At 40.7% G+C, this 18,514-nt stretch carries 17 protein-coding genes; 1 reads left to right on the forward strand and 16 read right to left on the reverse strand.

What is annotated here, in order from left to right; translation table 11 throughout:
- Nucleotides 1-8 precede the first annotated feature (8 nt).
- From LIT25_15140 to LIT25_15190, 11 genes are all read right to left on the reverse strand, one after another.
- Nucleotides 9-980, reverse strand: coding sequence for a P1 family peptidase (locus LIT25_15140; protein USK31968.1), 972 nt, complete (start codon nt 978-980; stop codon nt 9-11).
- Entirely contained in the window at nt 980-1,537 is a 558-nt protein-coding gene (locus LIT25_15145; protein ID USK31969.1) for an ECF transporter S component, read from the reverse strand. Before LIT25_15145 ends, LIT25_15140 begins: the two co-directional genes overlap by 1 nt.
- A 59-nt stretch (nt 1,538-1,596) precedes the next feature.
- Nucleotides 1,597-2,442, reverse strand: coding sequence for an energy-coupling factor transporter transmembrane protein EcfT (locus tag LIT25_15150; protein USK31970.1), 846 nt, complete (start codon nt 2,440-2,442; stop codon nt 1,597-1,599).
- Nucleotides 2,443-2,447: 5 nt separating this feature from the next.
- Nucleotides 2,448-3,320 carry an energy-coupling factor transporter ATPase gene (locus LIT25_15155; protein ID USK31971.1) on the reverse strand — a complete coding sequence of 291 codons (873 nt, stop codon included), beginning with the start codon at nt 3,318-3,320 and terminating at the stop codon, nt 2,448-2,450.
- On the reverse strand, nt 3,317-4,180 hold the full coding sequence (locus LIT25_15160; protein ID USK31972.1) for an energy-coupling factor transporter ATPase: 864 nt from the start codon (nt 4,178-4,180) through the stop codon (nt 3,317-3,319). Before LIT25_15160 ends, LIT25_15155 begins: the two co-directional genes overlap by 4 nt.
- The gene (locus LIT25_15165; protein ID USK31973.1) at nt 4,180-4,953 is read right to left on the reverse strand and encodes an SDR family oxidoreductase; all 774 of its coding nucleotides are present in this window, start codon (nt 4,951-4,953) and stop codon (nt 4,180-4,182) included. Before LIT25_15165 ends, LIT25_15160 begins: the two co-directional genes overlap by 1 nt.
- On the reverse strand, nt 4,950-6,374 hold the full coding sequence (locus LIT25_15170; protein USK36297.1) for an aldehyde dehydrogenase family protein: 1,425 nt from the start codon (nt 6,372-6,374) through the stop codon (nt 4,950-4,952). The genes LIT25_15165 and LIT25_15170 overlap by 4 nt, the downstream gene beginning before the upstream one ends.
- A 37-nt stretch (nt 6,375-6,411) precedes the next feature.
- On the reverse strand, nt 6,412-7,497 hold the full coding sequence (locus LIT25_15175) for a tartrate dehydrogenase (protein ID USK31974.1): 1,086 nt from the start codon (nt 7,495-7,497) through the stop codon (nt 6,412-6,414).
- Nucleotides 7,498-7,659: 162 nt separating this feature from the next.
- Nucleotides 7,660-9,501 (reverse strand): sigma 54-interacting transcriptional regulator, encoded by a 1,842-nt coding sequence (locus tag LIT25_15180; GenBank protein ID USK31975.1) that lies wholly within the window; start codon nt 9,499-9,501, stop codon nt 7,660-7,662.
- A gap of 209 nt (nt 9,502-9,710) precedes the next feature.
- The gene (locus tag LIT25_15185) at nt 9,711-10,769 is read right to left on the reverse strand and encodes an undecaprenyldiphospho-muramoylpentapeptide beta-N-acetylglucosaminyltransferase (GenBank protein ID USK31976.1); all 1,059 of its coding nucleotides are present in this window, start codon (nt 10,767-10,769) and stop codon (nt 9,711-9,713) included.
- A gap of 16 nt (nt 10,770-10,785) precedes the next feature.
- The gene (locus LIT25_15190) at nt 10,786-11,664 is read right to left on the reverse strand and encodes a LysR family transcriptional regulator (protein USK31977.1); all 879 of its coding nucleotides are present in this window, start codon (nt 11,662-11,664) and stop codon (nt 10,786-10,788) included.
- Between the two features lie 108 nt (nt 11,665-11,772).
- Between LIT25_15190 and LIT25_15195 the strand changes: the two genes are divergently transcribed.
- Nucleotides 11,773-12,861: a citrate synthase/methylcitrate synthase gene (locus tag LIT25_15195; GenBank protein USK31978.1), complete on the forward strand. Its 1,089-nt coding sequence runs from the start codon at nt 11,773-11,775 to the stop codon at nt 12,859-12,861.
- 728 nt (nt 12,862-13,589) lie between these two features.
- On the opposite strand, the gene LIT25_15200 is transcribed toward LIT25_15195, so the two are convergent.
- The 5 genes from LIT25_15200 to LIT25_15220 form a co-directional block, all read right to left on the reverse strand.
- The gene (locus tag LIT25_15200; protein USK31979.1) at nt 13,590-13,853 is read right to left on the reverse strand and encodes an aspartyl-phosphate phosphatase Spo0E family protein; all 264 of its coding nucleotides are present in this window, start codon (nt 13,851-13,853) and stop codon (nt 13,590-13,592) included.
- A 428-nt stretch (nt 13,854-14,281) separates the two neighbouring features.
- Complete coding sequence (locus LIT25_15205; GenBank protein USK31980.1) at nt 14,282-14,497, reverse strand: hypothetical protein; 216 nt, start codon at nt 14,495-14,497, stop codon at nt 14,282-14,284.
- Nucleotides 14,498-14,628: 131 nt separating this feature from the next.
- Nucleotides 14,629-15,627 carry an agmatinase gene (gene speB / locus LIT25_15210; protein ID USK31981.1) on the reverse strand — a complete coding sequence of 333 codons (999 nt, stop codon included), beginning with the start codon at nt 15,625-15,627 and terminating at the stop codon, nt 14,629-14,631.
- A 100-nt stretch (nt 15,628-15,727) separates the two neighbouring features.
- Nucleotides 15,728-16,912, reverse strand: coding sequence for an iron-containing alcohol dehydrogenase (locus LIT25_15215; GenBank protein USK31982.1), 1,185 nt, complete (start codon nt 16,910-16,912; stop codon nt 15,728-15,730).
- A 60-nt stretch (nt 16,913-16,972) separates the two neighbouring features.
- The gene (locus LIT25_15220) at nt 16,973-18,445 is read right to left on the reverse strand and encodes an aldehyde dehydrogenase family protein (GenBank protein ID USK31983.1); all 1,473 of its coding nucleotides are present in this window, start codon (nt 18,443-18,445) and stop codon (nt 16,973-16,975) included.
- Nucleotides 18,446-18,514 lie beyond the last annotated feature (69 nt).

An 18,514-nucleotide genomic window follows, 5' to 3' on the forward strand; every position in this document is an offset into this window, starting at 1 on the left:
GTCCTTTCTTAATGAGATTCATTGATTTCTTTACTTGATGGAAAGCCTTCAATTCCTTCAGCATTCTGAACAGCGAGGATGACTGCTTCTGCCAAAATGTCAGCAGCAATCGTCCCAATCAGGTCAACTGATGCACTCATATCGCCTGTACTCAAAGAAAAGATCGTGTCTCCATCAAACATCGTATGCACAGGATAGATGGTTCTAGCTAATCCATTTTGTGCCATGGACGCTACCTTAGAGGCCTGTGATTTAGTTAACTTCGCATTGCAAGCAACAACCCCTATTGTTGTATTTGTACCAGGCTTTAAGGGGATGGCAGGCTGTTCTAGCATCCATTCTAAACTGCTCTTTATTTTCCCCTGATCATCTCTGGCACCGGCAATGACTTCTCCCGTTTCGGGATTTCGAATTTCCCCCATCGCATTTACTGCAACAATGGCTCCTACAACTAAACCATTTGGAAAAACTTTAGACGCGGAACCTAGCCCGCCTTTCATTGCCCGATGGTGGCCAGCCACTTTTCCAACCGTAGCCCCGCAACCCGCTCCTGAATTACCTAATGGAAAATATCCTCTTTTGGCGTTTAATGCCGCCTTATAACCCATTTTCTGATCCGGACGAACAGAAGGGTCCCCTACAGGCATATCAAACAGGACAGCTGACGGCACAATCGGAACCACTCCTGCACCTACATCCAGTCCAATACCTTTCTTTTCCAAAAACTGCATAACACCACTTGCTGCATCAAGACCATAGGCACTTCCTCCCGCCAGACAGATACTGTGAACCCGGTCTACAAGGTTCACTGGATTAAGTAAATCTGTTTCCCTTGTTCCAGGAGCTGAACCTCTAACATCTACACCGCATACAGCACCTTTCTCCAACAATAAAACGGTACAGCCCGTATAACCTAAATTATCCTCTTCATTCCCGACTTTAACGCCAGGAACGTCTGTTATGTTATGAAACCGTTCCACTACAATTCTCCAGAAATCTTTGATTTCTTGTTTCCGCTATGGTCAAGCTTTTTCCATGCAACAACCACTGCCAGGGTAATGATCACGGAAACAATTGCTTCCGGTATTCCGTTTGTTACAGCAATCGTAACCGCGACACCTGGAGCAATATATCCTCTAATGACCGCCATTGTCAAAACAAGCAGCGTATTTGTAAACGCTCCTACAAATCCCGCCACCCCAATAGCGGCATACTCGTTGACTCTCTTCAAGGAAATGTAAGATAAATAGGCTGTTACTCCAATAAATAATCGCGGCAGTATAGCAACCAGCGGGTCTTTAAATAACGGAATAGTTGCATCAAGGAACGAAGACACACCGAAGATCAGTCCAATGACCAGTCCAACAAACGGGCCTTGCATGACTCCTCCAATGATTGCCGGGACATGCATGATGGTAGCGTTCCCTGCTGCAGTAGGAACAGGAATAAAACCTAATCGGGTGACACCAAGCAAAATAGCTACTGCTCCTAATACTCCAGCAATGACAATCTTTCTAGTGGTTAGACCTTTTTCCATTCGATTACCCTCCTTATTTTTTTCAGACTGATAGAATGGTATTGCATTTTTAATAAAATCTAATAGGGAAATGGAAATGCCAATAATAGAATAGTAAACAGGATACAGAAAAGAAGTGCACTATAATCCCTGGTTTGAGCTTTATACTTTGTGTAAATTGACCGTTCACTCCCTGGGGTATAGCATCTGGATTCCATAGCAAGCACTAAATCTTCAGCCCTCGCCATCGCAACATTGAATAATGGAATGATAATCGGAAATACATCCTTGGTTCGCTGGATAATTCTCCACCATGCACCTGTGCCGAATTCTGCCCCTCTTGAGGCTTGGGCTTTCATCATTTTTTCCATTTCCATTGCAAATGTAGGAACAAATCGAATCGCAATCGTAATGATTAAAGCAAATTCATGAACCGGAAACTTTACATGCTTCAAAGGTCTTAAAAGACTTTCAATCCCATGTGTAATTTGTGTGGTCGAAGTGCTTAACGTTAATACACTGCTTAAAAAAATGATTTCAATAAATCGAAGGGCTGAAACGATTACCAGACGAATGCTGTCACTTGTTATAAGAATAAATCCATAATCCACAAAAACCGTTCCGCCTGAAGCAATCTCGCTATAGAATAACAGCTGCAATACCGCTAATATTAAAATGAAAGGTACAGCGGGCTTGACTCCTGACAAACCATAGCTAATCGGAATACGAGACATATAAAATAAATAACATGCAAAAGCAAGCGCGATTATGTTTCCACCGTAGCTGTCACAAATAGCCATTGCAATGACAAGGATGGTAAATGCTAAGAGCTTGATGCGAGGATCCATACGATGAATGAGTGAACCTGTCGGCAAATACTGCCCGATGGTAATATTTCGGGTTAACTCGAATTCAACACTTGCCATTTTCCTCACCTCCTATTTGACTGAATAACAGAAACCAATTCTTTTGCTGCAGCCTCTATTTCGTATGCATTAAGATTGACAGTATATCCCCGTTCTTTTAGCTGCGACAGAATCTCCACTGTTTGCGGTGCTCCAATATGATGTTTTGCCAGGGTTTCAGAATTACCGAAAATGTTTCCTGGTGTTCCTTCAATCAGATTTCTTCCCTCTGCTAAAACGTAAATTCTATTTGCTAAATACGCCACTTCCTCCATGTTGTGAGAGACGAAAATGACTGTCATGTTTTCCTTTTTGTTCAACTGAACGATTTGCTCCAAAAGTTCCTGTCTTGACCTTGGATCGAGGCCTGCTGTCGGTTCGTCCAACACTAAAATTTCAGGCTTCAAAGACAGCACTCCGGCCAGAGCGACTTTTCTTTTTTGACCCCCGCTTAAGGCATAGGCTGCTCGGTCTTTCAGATCTTCAAAGGAAAGACCAACCAATTCCATTGCCCATTTCACACGGTCTCTTACTTCATTTAAAGGAAGTCCCATTTTTAATGGTCCATAAGCAATATCATCACCGATCAATTTTTCAAAAATCTGATCCTCTGGATTCTGAAACACAAGGCCTACCTTTCTCCGCAATGCTTTCACATCAATTTTTGGATTAGACAAATGCTTTCCGTCCACTATTACATCACCCTGCTGGGGACGCATCAGCCCATTAAAGTGCTGAATTAAAGTCGATTTTCCGGATCCTGTATGCCCTATAATTGCTATGCATTCCCCCTTTTCAACACGTAAACTGACTCCTGAGAGGGCCTTGTGTTCAAGAGGTGTCTTTTCCATATAGATATGATGTAAGTCCTTCACTTCAAGAATGGGAAATTCACTCAACCTGCATACACCCCTCTTTTAGCTGATAAACGGATGACCTCTTGAATGATCTCGTCATTATGAATCAAATCTGCCTTATATTCATTGTCATATTTATGAATCAGCCTTGCTAATTGGCTGGCTACCGGGACATCGAGCTGCAATCGATGCAGCAGTTCATACTGCTGAAAAATTTCTCTTGGTGCACCATCCATTACGATTTGACCTTTTTCAATGACAATAACCCGGCTTGCTTCAGCTACCTCTGACATATGGTGGGTTACAGTAATGATCGTCATTCCGTCGTTATTAAGCTTGCGGACGACATCCAGTATATCTCTTCTTCCATAAGTGTCCAGCATACTGGTTGCTTCATCCAGGACAATGCAATCAGGCTTCATCGCAAGGATACCCGCTATAGCAACCCGCTGCTTTTGGCCTCCTGAGAGATGATGAGGAGGGCGTTTCCGAAATTCACTCATCCCAACCGCTTCTAATGCAAAATCAATTCTTGCCTTTATTTCTGAAGCAGGTACTCCGATATTCTCCAGCCCAAAGGCCACATCATCTTCAACAATAGTCGAGACAATCTGGTTATCGGGATGCTGAAAGACCATCCCTACTTTTTGACGGATCTCACGGAGCAGTCCGCCATCTCTGGTATTTAAACCATCCACATAAATATCGCCCAGATGAGGTTTAAGAATTCCGTTAAGATGCTTGGACAGCGTTGATTTTCCAGAGCCATTATGCCCGATTATCGCCACATATTCACCCGGATGTACATCAAAGGCAACGTTCTGCAGAACGGGAACAGTCTTTTGGTTATTAATTGTATATTCAAATGAAATTTCATCTATTTGGATGAATGGTTTACTCATTACACTCCCCTTCCCCCGTCAACATTCATGATTTCCCCAGTAACAGCCCTGGCGAGATCAGAAGCTAGATATAGTGCCGCTTGGGCAATATCCTCCGGCTGAATTAACGTACCTAAAGGAACACTATCAAGAAAGATTTTCTTTTTATCTTCTTCTACTTTTAGCGAATCGCCAGGTAAAAACCTCTCTAGCATTGGTGTTTCAGCAGGGCCTGGATTAATGGCATTGACCCGTATTTTAAAAGGAGCCAATTCTAATGCCAATGCCTTGGTTAACATAATCGCTGCTCCTTTAGATGCACAATATGCATTTAATCCAGGCCTTGCCCGTATTCCTGCAATCGATGCGATATTTATAATCGATCCTTTTTCCTTTCTTTTCATAATAGGAACAAGATGGCGAGTGGTTAGAAAAATGGAGTTCAAATTAACCGACATAATTTTATCCCATTCACTCAAGCTCATTTCTTCAATCGGGGTAAAGAATTGCGGAACGCCAGCACAATTAATCAGTACATCTATATCTTCAAATTCATTAAATGCCTCTTTGACAAGATTTTGGACACTTTCGTCATCTCCTACATCTGTGTGAACCGTCTTAACGTGTCCTATTCGATCTATTTCTTTCGCCGTCTGGTCTGCTGCATCTTTATTTATGTCAGATAGAACCACGTTTGCCCCTTGTGCTGCAAACAATTTGGCTGCAGCTTTTCCCATACCTGATCCCGCACCTGTAATTATGGCTGTTTTTGCTTCTAACAATCGTGCAGTCACAGGTTCATCACCACCATTCGTTCATCTGTCATTTCTTGAATCGCATAGTACGGCCCTTCCTTCCCAAGGCCGCTGTTTTTCACTCCCCCATAAGGCATAACGTCATTGCGATAAGTGGATACATCATTAATAATGACGCCACCGTATTCCAGAACTTTTGCCGCCCTCATTGCCAGCTGCAAATCACGTGTGAAAATTCCTGCCTGTAAACCATACTCTGATTGATTAGCCGAATGAAATGCCTCTTCAATATCTTGATAAGGGATGATACAAACGATCGGGGCAAAGACTTCTTTACATACCACCTTCATGGCAGGATTCGTGTCAACAAGTACCACTGGATATAAAATCGCCCCTTCCCTCTTTAATGGAAGCAAAGATTGGGCTCCTTGTTCCATGGCTTCTCTCACCCATTCCTCTGATCGAATAGCGTCTTTTTCACTGATCATCGGGCCCACATCTGTTTCTGTTTTTTCAGGATCGCCGACTATCAGCTGCTGAACATGTGATAAGTAGTTTTCCGTAAACTCTTTTAATACCGATTGATGGACATATAAGCGCTGTACAGCTATACAGGCTTGTCCAGCATTATGAAAACTTCGGCTAGCTGTCAGTTTTGCAGCAAGATTGAGATCTGCATCATGATGAACAATATTTGGAGAATTGTTTCCCAGTTCAAGCGCTACAGGCCTCAGTCCGCTTCGTTCTTTAATATGCTTGCCTACTTCACCAGAACCCGTAAACGTATACATGGCAATTCGTTCATCTTCCAATAGCCATTCACCCACTTCACTTCCTGCTCCGGTTATGATGTTCACATATCCCTTAGGAAGACCTGCCTCTTCTAAGAGTTCTACTAGCTGAAAGGTTGCAAGAGGAGTTGAAGTTGCAGGCTTAATAACAATGGTGTTTCCAGCCGCAAGAGCGGGCGCTATTTTATGGACGCCCAATAATAAAGGATAATTGAATGGGGTAATCACTCCTATGACCCCTTTAGGAACACGAATGGTAAATCCCAGACGGTTATCTGAGCCTTCTGTCGCCTGAAGAGGAATCATTTCACCTGCGATTCGTTTAGCTTCTTCAGCAGACAAACGAATCGTGTTAATCGTGCGATCCAGTTCCCCTGTTGCATCTTTGCGTGTTTTTCCAACCTCTCTTACTAATGAAATCTCAAAATCCTCTCGTCTTTGTTCCATTAAATCTGCTGCTTTTGATAGAATATTAGATCGTTGATAGGCAGTTAATTTGTCTGATTTAAAGATTTTTTCAGCTGCACTCACGGCTTGATTCACATGTTGTTTTTCCGCTTTAGAGATTGATGCAATCACTTCACCTGTGTACTTATGGTAGACAGGAATATGATGGACTGTGTAAATTTGTTCTCCATTAATGTATAAATGGAAGTTTTTATGATTCAGCATGGAAGTTTGTGTCTCAGTCATCATTTTCATCTCCTTATATAGAATTCATGCTCATTTTGGTCATTTGCTGGTGAATCGCTTCTCCAAATTCACTTGTCGAATTTTTACCGCCGAGATCAGGGGTAGACACTTTTTGTTCAAGAAGAACCTCTTCAATAGAAGAAACGATCAAGTCGCCTATATCAGAAAAGCCAAGATGCTCCATCATTAAGCTAATACTCCAGATTTGTGCAATAGGATTGGCAATTCCTTTTCCGGCGATGTCAGGTGCAGAACCATGAATCGGTTCGAACATCGACGGATAGTTTTTTTCCGGATTAATGTTTCCAGAAGGCGCAAGACCAAGGCCACCGACAATGGCTGCGCCCAGATCAGTTAATATATCGCCAAACAGGTTGCTGCCAACGACTACATCCAATTCTTCTGGTCTTGTAATAAAGTAAGCAGCCAGTGCATCAATATGATAAATATCAGTCTTGATGTTCGGATGATGCATGCCGATTTCTCTGACGATTTCATCCCAGAAAGGCATCGAGTGATTTATACCATTCGATTTTGTTGCTGCCGTCAGCCTTCTCTTAGGTCTTTTTTCAGCAAGCGAATAGGCATATTTGATGACTCTTTCGCTTCCATATCTCGTAAAAACATTATTTTGTACCGCCAGCTCAAAAGGAGTATTCTCGTGAAGGCGCCCTCCCATGTTGGAGTATTCCCCTTCAGTATTTTCACGGACTACAACAAAATTCAAATCATCATGAGCTTTATACCGGAGGGGACTGTTCAAACCTCTTAATAGTTTAATAGGCCTCAAATTGATATACTGCTGAAAGGCCCTGCGAATGGGCAAGATCAGTTCCCATACTGAAATGTGATCAGGCACAGTTGGAGCACCAATTGCTCCAAGCAGAATGACATCGTAATCCCGCAGAATGTCCAAGCCATTTTCCGGCATCATCTTTCCATGTTTTAAGTAGTAATCACAATTCCAATCAAATGTGTCTATTGAGAAATGAATTCCTCCGTGGATTTCCTCAATTCTCTTTAATGTTTTCAATCCTTCTACCATGACTTCCGGTCCAATTCCATCTCCAGGTATGGCAGCTATTGAGAAATGTTGCAAGCTATCACCTCTTTTTGTTCTGTTAATAGATTATTAATGCAAGTTCCATGCCAATTCTGTTAATTTAAAATATTCTGAATTATAAAGACGTTATAAGGTATAAAAATTCTGAGCAACTATTATTTATGTTTCATTTTGCATCATGTGTTTCAGATTAAAACACTAAAGCTTATATTCTTTGATTTTCCGCCAAAGGGTTGATCGATCAATTCCAAGTGATTTTGCTGCTTCTGACTTACTTTCATATTGCTTAAGCGCAACTTGAATTAAATCTTTTTCTTTTCCTTTAATGGTTGCATTGCCAGCAGGTATGTGGGATTTGTTTATTCTAAGTTTAGGATAAAAAAACGAGGCATCTTTTGCAGATATGACTGAATCTTGTTGAAGCAAGACAATTCGTTCCAAGACATTTCTTAACTCACGGATATTTCCCGGCCAGTGATACTCTTGTAATACTGAAAAAAAGTCTTCATCAATCTTTTCAATTTGTTTGCGATGCTGTTCATTGAATTGCTGGATAAAATGGCGGGTAAGGAGGGGAATATCCGCAAGTCTTGTGCGCAATGGCGGCAAATCAAGTGACAGCACATTTAAACGATAGTATAAATCATTTCTAAATCGCTTATTTCCAATTTCGGATTCAATGTTTGTATTGGTTGCTGCGATAATACGGACATTCACGGGTATAGTACGTTTGCCTCCAATCCTTCGAATTGATCTCTCCTGTAAAACTCTTAATAAGTGCGCCTGAATTTGCAATGGCATTTCACCGATTTCATCCAAAAATAAAGTTCCGCCATGCGCCAATTCAAATAGTCCTTGTTTTCCTCCTTTTCTTGCTCCAGTAAAACTTCCTTCTTCATAGCCAAATAGTTCACTCTCCAGTAAACTTTCAGGAAATGCGGCACAATTAACTGCAACAAAAGGTCCGATTGCTCTGGTGCTTTGTAAATGAATTCCCTGGGCAAATAATTCTTTTCCTGTTCCAGACTCCCCTGTAATTAATACCGTAGCGTCCGTTTTCGCAAAAACCTTTGCCTGTTCCTTTACTTCACAGATTTTTTTCGCTTCCCCTACAATGTCATTAAGCGTATATTTAGCCTCCAGCCCATTCTCATGCAGCTTTTTCCTTAACTTCATTTCCAGCCTTTGCAGGTCTGTAATCTCTTTAAAATTGGATACTGCTCCTACAACAGTGTTATTAAGAATAACAGGATACCGATTAATCATGAATTGCCGGTCCTGAATTTTGGCTACATCCCCTATTTCCTTCTTACCTGTTTGCAGAACTCTCAGCATATCTGAATTTGGGATATAATCTGCAATATTTCGGCCAATAACTTCTGCTTCCAAACCCAGAAATACTTTCGCATTATTATTGGTCAACGTGATTTTCCCTTGCCGATCAACTGCGATTAATCCATCATGTGCAGAATCTACAATAGCCTGCACTTGATATTTTTCTTTAAACATCTCTTTTGTAACATCGATTAATTGGATGGCCTGACGAATAGCGGAAATAACCGTATCCATTGAAGGCTGAACAAAAAAGAGATGTTCTTTTGCTTGTTGTGCAAATGAAAGGTTATTTTCCCAAGAAGGTACAAGAATGGTTGTGTTTTTCTTTGCGTTGCCGAAATGAACCTGTTCCCTGCTGCAAATTTCATAACGATTTTGATACTTAAGATGATTTTCAATGTCTAACCACTTTTTTTCTTCTTCTGAGACCATAATAAGGGGATTTTTATCATTAAGATCATGGTCCTCTATTGTTTTTTCGAAATCATTTAAGTGAATGGAAAGTGAAACAATTGGAATGGAAAGTGAGTGAACCTCGTTTACATAAGTTAAGGGCGTAATTAGAACAAATGGGTTCATCATATGATCTATAACTGTTTTTTTTGAATGGAAGCAGGAAGGCTTATGACCGTGTTCACTTAAAATCTGAGTGACGATTGCTTCTAGTGATTTATTCAATTTATACAATGCGATCAATTTCTCCACTCTCCTTTCTTTTTTATAATTTATCATATTAATACATAAAAAAAGAGCCCAATTCTCATGAACTTATCAACAAAACATATTATTCTATCCTACATGAATGCACTGGTGGAGCATGACAACTTTCACGTTCAGCAAATTCTTTGCTTTTTAAATGAAAAGAGGCAATAAAAGGGAGCATTTATTGCTCTCTTTTATTATTTAGAAGTTTCTTATCTGGCGTTTATCTCCCTTACCAATACTCCAATAGCGTCCTTCTTCTCAAGTGATGTCATTTTCTCCTTTATTGCATCTCTTCTTCTCTTTAAATCAGCAAGATGTATAACCAATGTATCCACTGATAAATTTTCTTCCTCAAGCATCACGGCATATCCTTTTTCCTGAAACGATCTCCCGTTTAATATCTGATCTCCCCTGCTTTGATTTTTCGTAAGAGGAATAATGAGCATAGGGATTTTTAATGCAAGGAATTCGAAGATGGAATTCGAGCCTCCTCTAGTAATGACAAATTCCGTTGCTGCCAAATAATGAGGCAGCTCGTCATGAACATATTCGAATTGTTTGTAGTCCTTCAAATTTGCATAGTTCTCATCAACATTGCCTTTTCCGCATAAATGAATAATCTGATAATCTTTCAGCAGCGGCAATGCAGCTCTAATAGTCTCGTTGATTTTTTTTGCCCCCAGGCTGCCGCCCATCACTGTTAATACCGGACGTTTGCGGTCAAAGCCGAGCAGCTCCGTTCCTTTGTATGGAGATCCTTTTAAGATCCCTCTGCGAATCGGTGATCCGATAGCAGCCGTTTTATCTTTTGGAAAATAGTTTAGCGTTTCTTCAAATGAAGTAAATATTTTTGTAGCGAAGCGCTGTGCAATTTTATTGGCAAGTCCAGGAGTCATATCGCTTTCATGAATCAGAACAGGAATGTTCAGTGATTTTGCTGCAATAATGACCGGTACGGAAACAAAACCGCCTTTTGAGAAAACCAAAGCAGGCTTCAGTTTTCTTAGTACTTTCCTTGCATCCATGCAGCCTTTTAACACACGAAAACTGTCAGCCACGTTTTCAAAATCGAGATACCTTCTCAGCTTTCCGCTAGAAATTCCATGATAGGGAATAGAGATTTTCTCAATCAGTTCCTTTTCAATCCCTTTTTTAGAACCTATATATTGGACGTCCCAGACGTTTTTATCAAGCTCATCTATAATCGCGATATTTGGCGTGACATGCCCTGCTGAACCGCCTCCTGTAAAAACGATCGTTTTTTTCATATGAAATGGCCTCCTTTTAAATTCTGAACTGCGAAAGAAATGCTAAAAATTCTTTTTGCTTTTTATGAGTGTATTTCATGATGGCATATGTATGAGCTTCGGGCAATGGAATAGAGGGACAATCGACCTCCAGCAGTCTTCCTTCAAGCATTTCTCTCCTTACAGTTGAAGCTGGAAGAAACGAAACACCAAGTCCTTCGACAATAAACCGTTTCGTAATGTGAATTTGGGAGACCTCCATCATTCGAATGCCGGGATAGTTTGTTTTTACAGCTCTGCACAGGGAATCCCAGTATACAGGATGATTATGAGTGAGAAGGTAATTTGATGTTAAAACCTCTTCCTCATTAAGAGGGAGTGCACTTTCAGAATCCATACCATCGTGCGGGGCGACAAGTAATACCTTATCTTTGTACAGAAGCTGACAGTTTAAATCTGGATGCGTGCTTTCTGAACAGGACAAACCCAGATCCACCTTTTCATTCAGCACCGCCTTTTCAATCTCGCTTGATTCAATAATTTTAACGGAAATTTCTACCTCAGGAAACTGGTTGCAGTATTTTTTAAGTACATAAGGAAGAATCGTGTCCGCAATCAGCGGGGAAATAGCCAGGGTAAACTGCGATGTAAACCCCTGCTGAAAGGATTGAAGCTTTACTAGCCCATTCTGATAAACTGAAAGAAGCTCCTTTGCATGCTTCAAATAAATCCTTCCCTCTTCTGTCAGCTTAATTCTCCGGCCATCTCGCTCAAATAAGGAAACCCCGAGCTCTTTTTCAAGCAGTTTGATATGAACGGAAACAGTTGGCTGGGAAATGTAGAGAAGCTCAGCTGTTCTTCTGAAATTTTCGCATTCTGCAGCAGTCACAAATGTTTGGAGCCAAGTGAATTCCATATTCATTCTCCTAATTAAGATTCTTAATCAAATGATTTATATATTTTTAATTTTCTTAATACTTATTATTTTATAAAATAAACAGTACAAAGGAAAGGAGAGATTTTCATGGTTATCAAAGGATTAAAAGGCGTTGCAGCTGCTGAAACAGCAATCAGCCATATTGACGGGGTAAATGGCCGATTGATTTACAGAGGACTTGATATAGGGGAATTGACGAAAAATCATTCGTTCGAAGAAGTTTCGTATTTACTTTGGCATGGAGAATGGCCAGACTCTCGCCAGCTCCTTCACCTGAAAAAAGAACTGAAGAAACATCGCGAGCTTCCTGAGTATTTAGAAAATCTGCTAATCAGTCTCCCGGCTGAGATGGATTTTATGAGCGTTTTGAGAACAGCGGTTTCAGCAGCTGGTCCTTCAAATAAAGATAAGCCCTCTTATTCAGACAGCATCCGGTTAACGGCTATGATGCCGACAATCATCGCATGCAGAAAAAGCCATTTAGAAGGCAGGCCCTTTGTCCGCCCTTCAGCAGAGCTTGATCATGTTGAAAATTATCTTTATATGCTTAATGGAGAAAAGCCTGCGGAATCCAAGCGTAAGGCTCTGGAAACCTATATGATTTTAACTCTAGAGCATGGAATGAATGCTTCTACATTCTCGGCCAGAGTTACTGTCTCTACCGAGTCTGACATCTATTCAGCGGTGACCTCCGCTATTGGCACGATGAAAGGTCCGCTTCATGGAGGAGCACCCTCTGAAGTTATTGCCTTTTTAGATGAAGCGGCCAAAAGCGGTAATTTTGAAAAACTGATTCGGGAGAAAATAAATCGCGGGGAACGATTAATGGGGTTTGGCCATCGCGTATATAAAACGCATGACCCAAGAGCTTTGGCACTGAAATCAGTTTTACTTGAGATTGCAGGTAAGGATGAATGGCTTGGTCTTTCCCTAGAGGTGGAAACGGCTGCTGTCAGCCTGCTTCAAGAGCTGAAACCGGGAAGAGCATTATACACAAATGTTGAATTTTATGCTGCAGCCATTATGAAATCTATTCAAATGGAATCAGAGCTTTTCACCCCGACTTTTACAGCAAGCAGAGTTGTCGGCTGGACGGCTCATGTCCTGGAGCAGTCTGAAAATAATACGATTTTCAGACCGGAGTCTCACTATATTGGGAGAATGCCTGTGGTTTAATCTCAGATATTTAAAGAGAAACGCAGGCTGCGTTGATTTTGTATACTACAGATAACCTGAAGCGGTCCAAAGAGTGCATAAAAAATGTGGCTTTGCGCACAGAAAATGCGGATTTGGCACAGCCCGATTAGGTACCAATTCCAAGGTATGCCAATTAAATCCCGTTTACTGTTTTTAAGAATCACCCTTTAATGAAAAAAGACACAATAAGCATCGCTCATTGTGTCTTTTCTTTACATTTTCACTTCAGCTGGCTGCTCAGACCACTTTTTATTTTTTTCGGCGACCGGCTTTTTTGACCAAAAGGTTGCTAGAATTGGACCGGAAATGTTATGCTATACTGCTCCAAGTACACTTGGCCGCGCAGCTAGCGAACCAATTACGTGTAGAGTTTAGGACACCAAATTTATAAACGCCTTCTCACTGTTTCACTTACTAAGTAATTGATGGCCTTTAGCTTACCACTCTCATTAGTATTGTTCTTTGTCTTGGAGCTTTCTCTTTCAGGGGCAGATCCCGGTAATAAATTAAAGTGTCGGTTTTTGCATTTTAAGTTTTTTTCCATATTTTTTACCTCTACTTTCTAACCTTCAAAATAAATCTATTATATTGGAATCTGATTCTATTATTATTTCGGTCACTCCTCTCAAATTTTTTAAAAGATATATAAGAAAAAAAGCCCTTGATTAATAAACCTGCAGAAGGTTTTTAATCAAGGGCTTTTCCCATTAAAATAAGCTGTAATATTTTTTCAACCTAATGATAGAGCCATTACAAGTAACATTTTCCATTCCGTTCACACGGTTATTGGGGTCAGGTTCTTTTGTTATACTTTGATATTTATAAAGTAATCTATCAAGTTTTTCGCTCCATTTAAGAGTCTTTGGACTAGTAAATCCATAATAATTAGCTGCCTCTATCATATTTTCTCTAAGCAAATTGATTTCATTTATGAGTTCCTCATTATCATTTAAAGGTGAAATTTCTATCATCGATACCCTCAATTCAAATTATATTCCTAATGTTAAATCATTACCTAAATTCCCCAAAAAAGGAATAGCTTTTTGAAGTTCCAGAAACCTGTATTCTTTCAATCCGTTTACTGAAACGCCTTAAAGTCGAGGGAAAAGGAAAAAAACTTGCAAACAACCTTAAATCTTTTTACTAAGATATTCTCTTAAATTACCGATATTTCTTCTCCAATCATTGCAAAATCAAATGGGGAGCATTGATGTAAACTTTCTGCCAACCGTACAAAAAATTCTCTGTTCTCTATTAACTAAGGATTTTGTTCTTCTGTAAGGGGATATTTATAAGGATAAATCTTTGCAAACGCAGCTTGTGGTATTGAAACCGACAAGACGCAGGAAGTATTTCAGTCCTTTTTTGCCTCTTTATTTTTGGCTGGAGCTAACTGTGATTACCCGCTTGTTACTGTAATCGATGAAGGCACAGCTACTTTCACACCGTTCTTCACAGCATCTTGGATGCCTTTACGTTCACTGTGATACTCCACTCCTAGTTTAAAAGATTTTTCTTCCTGGCTGTTGTTTTGAACGGTGACCTTTTTACTTGCTTCAAATGGTTGTTCACCTTTTTTATTATATCTGCCGAATACGATGGTCAGGCTTAACAATACAAAAAGTTAAAGCCTGACCGTTTCTATCGATATATTTAAATCTTCCCGCTAAAATAATCCTTTGAATATCTGGAGTCTTAAGACACGATTATTTTTCTGAATTATTCCAATATTGGTTCTGTTGCATGTTAAGAAAGAATTTCTTCTTTTTCATTGCCGTAGTCTTTTTTCTTTTTTTTCTCTTTTTCCTTTAAGACATAGCTGAGCAAGTCCAGTAATATACGGGCTGCTACTTGTCCGGTCATGCCGGTTGGATCATATGGAGTAGCTACTTCGACCAAATCAAAACCGATGACTTCTCCTCTTTTGGCAATTCCTTCGAGCAATTCATTGACCTCATCGTAAAGAAAGCCGCCCGGTGACGGTGTACCTGTTCCAGGAGCGATTGAAGGATCAATTCCGTCGATGTCAATCGTTACATAATATTTTTCTCCTGGTGGAATGTGGTTGAGCACTTCCTTAAGTCCCATCTTTCTCATCTGACGAGGGGACAAAATCACACTGCCATATTCTCTTGCTGCATCGACGTCTTCTTTTTTGCTGCTGCTGATCCCTCGAATCCCAAACTGAAATATTCTCTGAACATGATCCAGCTCAGATAAGCGGCGAATACAATTTCCGTGGCCATATCGCATTCCCGAGCGATGATTCGCCCAATCTAAATGGGCATCAATTTGAATTACATGAAACGGACCCAGGTCTTCCAGTCCTTTTCCAACTGCTGCTGTGATTGAATGATCACCACCCAATACGACCGGCAAAGCGCCTTTGGATATAATTTTCCGAATCGCTTCTTCGGTATTCTCATGACATTGCATAATATCCCCATGTACCATGTCTACATCACCACAGTCGACAACTTTCCAGTCAGGTCCAAGGTACATTATATCGTTTTCAATATCATAGGCACCATCCAGCCCGAAACTATATAAAGTAGAACCTTCACGGATTCCTCTAGGGCCCATTCTTGCTCCCGATTTCCATTGTGTCCCCATGTCATTAGGCACCCCGATGACGGCTGCATCTGCGTCAAGCTGATCTAGGTCAGGGCACATCGGGTATTTTCCAAAAGTACAGATGCCTGTAAAAGGTAAATTTAAAAATTGCTTTTCATCACGATTAGACATACATGCTGCCTCCTTCTATCCCCGCTTTTCAAAGTTCCTGCCGGCGGGCCATATTTTAACCGGGGATTTTTAATTATTCTCCTATACTTTTTTACATAATTTAATTTTCAATTAAAGTTGTGGTTTTCACCTCATAAGTCTTTTGAAATAAGTTCAGATAGTCTTCTTTTGTCAAATCTCTTGAATTCGCCTGTGTACACAAATGTTTATAGGCTCCTTCCGCTAGGAACGGGAAGTCTTCGGGATTTACATTGCCTAAATCCCGGAAGCTAGGAATGCCGATTTTATTTGCCAGCTCTTTTAACAGCACAACACCTTCGTACGCCGTTTCTTCGATTGTTTTGCCTTCAGGATTTGCCCCAAGCTTGATTGCTACCATGGCGTGCTTTTCTGGGTTTGAAGGAATATTAAATTCAAATACATGTGGAAGAAAAATCGAATTCGCCACTCCATGTGGAGTATCATAGAGTCCTCCAAGCGGTTCAGCCATCGCATGTACAGCCCCAAGATCCGTGTTATCAAAGGCGACCCCTGCAACTAAACTGCCCAAAAGCATATTTTTCCTAGCCTCTAAATCATGACCATCTTCTACTGCTAATGGAAGGTACTTAGCTATTAATTCAATGGCATAAAGACCCAAAGCATCTGAAAGTGGTTGAGCAACTTTGCAAGTATATGCTTCGATTGCATGTGTGAGTGCATCCATTCCTGTAGCAGCAGTAATGGATTTCGGCAGCGTTAACGTTAATTCAGGATCGACAAGTGCCAGTTTAGGAGCGATTTTCAAATCTAGTATCGCCTCCTTCTGTTTCGTCACGGTATCGGTAATGACAGAACCTCTTGTAACCTCACTACCGGTACCTGATGTTGTCGGAATACAAATTAGTGGTGGGATTTCCCGTTCTAGTAAATTTACTCCGTAACGTTCTCTTAGCTCTCCTCCATGTGTTAAAAGTGTCCCAATTGCTTTGGCTGTATCCATTGAACTACCGCCGCCGAGACCAATTAAAAGATCGATGTTCTCGTCTTTAAACTGTTGATATGCGCTCTCGCAATCTACATCTTTTGGATTAGGTGATATTTCATCATAAACAATATAATTGACACCTTCTTGATCTAATGACTGTGTGATTTTTTCCAAAATTCCTGTTTGTGCAAGTCCTTTATCGGTAATAATAAGGGCTTTTTTTCCACCTAATTTTTTGGCCCTTTTCCCAATATTCTTTACTTTGCCATTCCCAAACTCTATAGAAGTAGGCAGATTAAAATGAAAATCCCATAACATAATGAATGTCCTCCTTTATTTTCCGGAATATTGTTAAATTAATAACAGTGCTTTTTCTATTTAATTGCTAAACCATTCAGTTGGCTTAACATCTAAATTAATATTGATTTGTTTCACCTCAGTAAACGTATCCAAACCAAAGGTTCCTAACCCGCGGCCAATCCCGCTCTGCTTGTAGCCTCCCCATGGTGCTTCATTATAGGCGAGGTTATAGGCATTAACCCACGTAATTCCGGCTCTTACTTTTTTAATAACCCTTAAAGCTTTGGCGCCATCTTGTGAAAAAACACCCGCCGCCAGACCGTATGGAGTATCATTTGCCAGCTGGATTGCTTCTGCCTCATCTTTAAACTTTTGAACGACAAGGACTGGTCCAAAAATCTCTTCCTGAACAATTCTCATATCAGGTTTAGTGTTAACAAAAATCGTTGGCTCTACATAGTAACCATTTTCAAGCCCGTTGCTTGTGATACGGTTGCCACCGCATGCTAATTTCGCCCCTTCGTTCAAGCCAATTTGAATGTATTCGAGCACCTGATTCATATGCCCCTCACTAACAAGCGGACCCATCTCTGTAGACGTATCATCCCCAGGGCCAACCTGAATCTTGTTCGCTCTTTCTATCAATCTAGCAATAAACTTGTCATGGATACTTTCTTCTAACAGCAAACGGGATCCCGCATTACAAACTTGGCCGGCATTGGTAAAAATCCCATTCAACGCATAATCGACTGATGTCTCAAAGTCTGCATCGGCAAAAACAATGTTAGGTGACTTGCCGCCTAATTCGAGAGAAATGTTTTTGATATTCCCAGATGCTGATTTCATGATGCTTCTGCCCGTTGATGTGCTTCCTGTGAAAGAAACCATATCTACTTTATCGCTTTCGGCGATTTCATTTCCAACCGTTGCACCACCTCCCAAAACTAAGTTTGCAACGCCATCTGGTATCCCCACTTCTTTCATTATCTCGAATAATCTATAAGTTGTAGCCGGAGTAATCTCGGCTGGTTTAAACACAATCGTATTTCCTGCAGCAAGAGCAGGTGCTATTTTCCAAGCTCCGGTCAGTAAAGGGAAATTCCATGGAGCAATTAGTCCACATACACCGACAGGTTCCCGAACAACCATAGCCTGAACAGGATCGGAAACATGATACGTTTGCCCGCTTGGTTTTGTCACTAAGCCAGCATAGTAGCGAAAACACCCTACCGTATCAGCAATGTCAAACTCTGATTCTTTAAGTGGTTTTCCCGTATTTTCTGTTTCAAGCTTGCTTAGCTCAGCTGCATTTTCTTCAATCTTATCCGCTATTTTATATAAATAAGAAGCCCGTTCGGAAGCTGACAAATCCGACCAAATTCCTGAATCAAAGGCTCTGCGTGCTGCATCAATAGCCATCTTGGCATCTTCTTCATTTCCGCTTGGAGCCACTGCAATGATCGTGCCGTTTGCCGGGTTTATAATATGACTCTTTTGTCCATTTAAAGAATCCATCCACTCACCATTTATAAACATTTTCAACTTAAACATTTTGACAAACCTCCAATACGATTTTCTTACTTGATCAATCTGAAAAAAAGTGCTTACTTGTGATCTTAG

The organism is Bacillus sp. F19 (assembly GCA_023823795.1).
In the GTDB taxonomy this organism is placed as follows: domain Bacteria; phylum Bacillota; class Bacilli; order Bacillales; family Bacillaceae; genus Bacillus_P.

What these genes read in the sequence shown, in the direction of transcription:
- LIT25_15145 (USK31969.1), bottom strand. Translation starts at nt 1,537, where the DNA reads ATGGAAAAAGGTCTAACCACTAGAAAGATTGTCATTGCTGGAGTATTA.
- LIT25_15150 (USK31970.1), bottom strand. Translation starts at nt 2,442, where the DNA reads ATGGCAAGTGTTGAATTCGAGTTAACCCGAAATATTACCATCGGGCAG.
- LIT25_15160 (USK31972.1), bottom strand. Translation starts at nt 4,180, where the DNA reads ATGAGTAAACCATTCATCCAAATAGATGAAATTTCATTTGAATATACA.
- LIT25_15185 (USK31976.1), bottom strand. Translation starts at nt 10,769, where the DNA reads ATGAAAAAAACGATCGTTTTTACAGGAGGCGGTTCAGCAGGGCATGTC.
- LIT25_15190 (USK31977.1), bottom strand. Translation starts at nt 11,664, where the DNA reads ATGGAATTCACTTGGCTCCAAACATTTGTGACTGCTGCAGAATGCGAA.
- LIT25_15195 (USK31978.1), top strand. Translation starts at nt 11,773, where the DNA reads ATGGTTATCAAAGGATTAAAAGGCGTTGCAGCTGCTGAAACAGCAATC.
- LIT25_15200 (USK31979.1), bottom strand. Translation starts at nt 13,853, where the DNA reads ATGATAGAAATTTCACCTTTAAATGATAATGAGGAACTCATAAATGAA.
- speB (USK31981.1), bottom strand. Translation starts at nt 15,627, where the DNA reads ATGTCTAATCGTGATGAAAAGCAATTTTTAAATTTACCTTTTACAGGC.
- LIT25_15215 (USK31982.1), bottom strand. Translation starts at nt 16,912, where the DNA reads ATGTTATGGGATTTTCATTTTAATCTGCCTACTTCTATAGAGTTTGGG.
- LIT25_15220 (USK31983.1), bottom strand. Translation starts at nt 18,445, where the DNA reads ATGTTTAAGTTGAAAATGTTTATAAATGGTGAGTGGATGGATTCTTTA.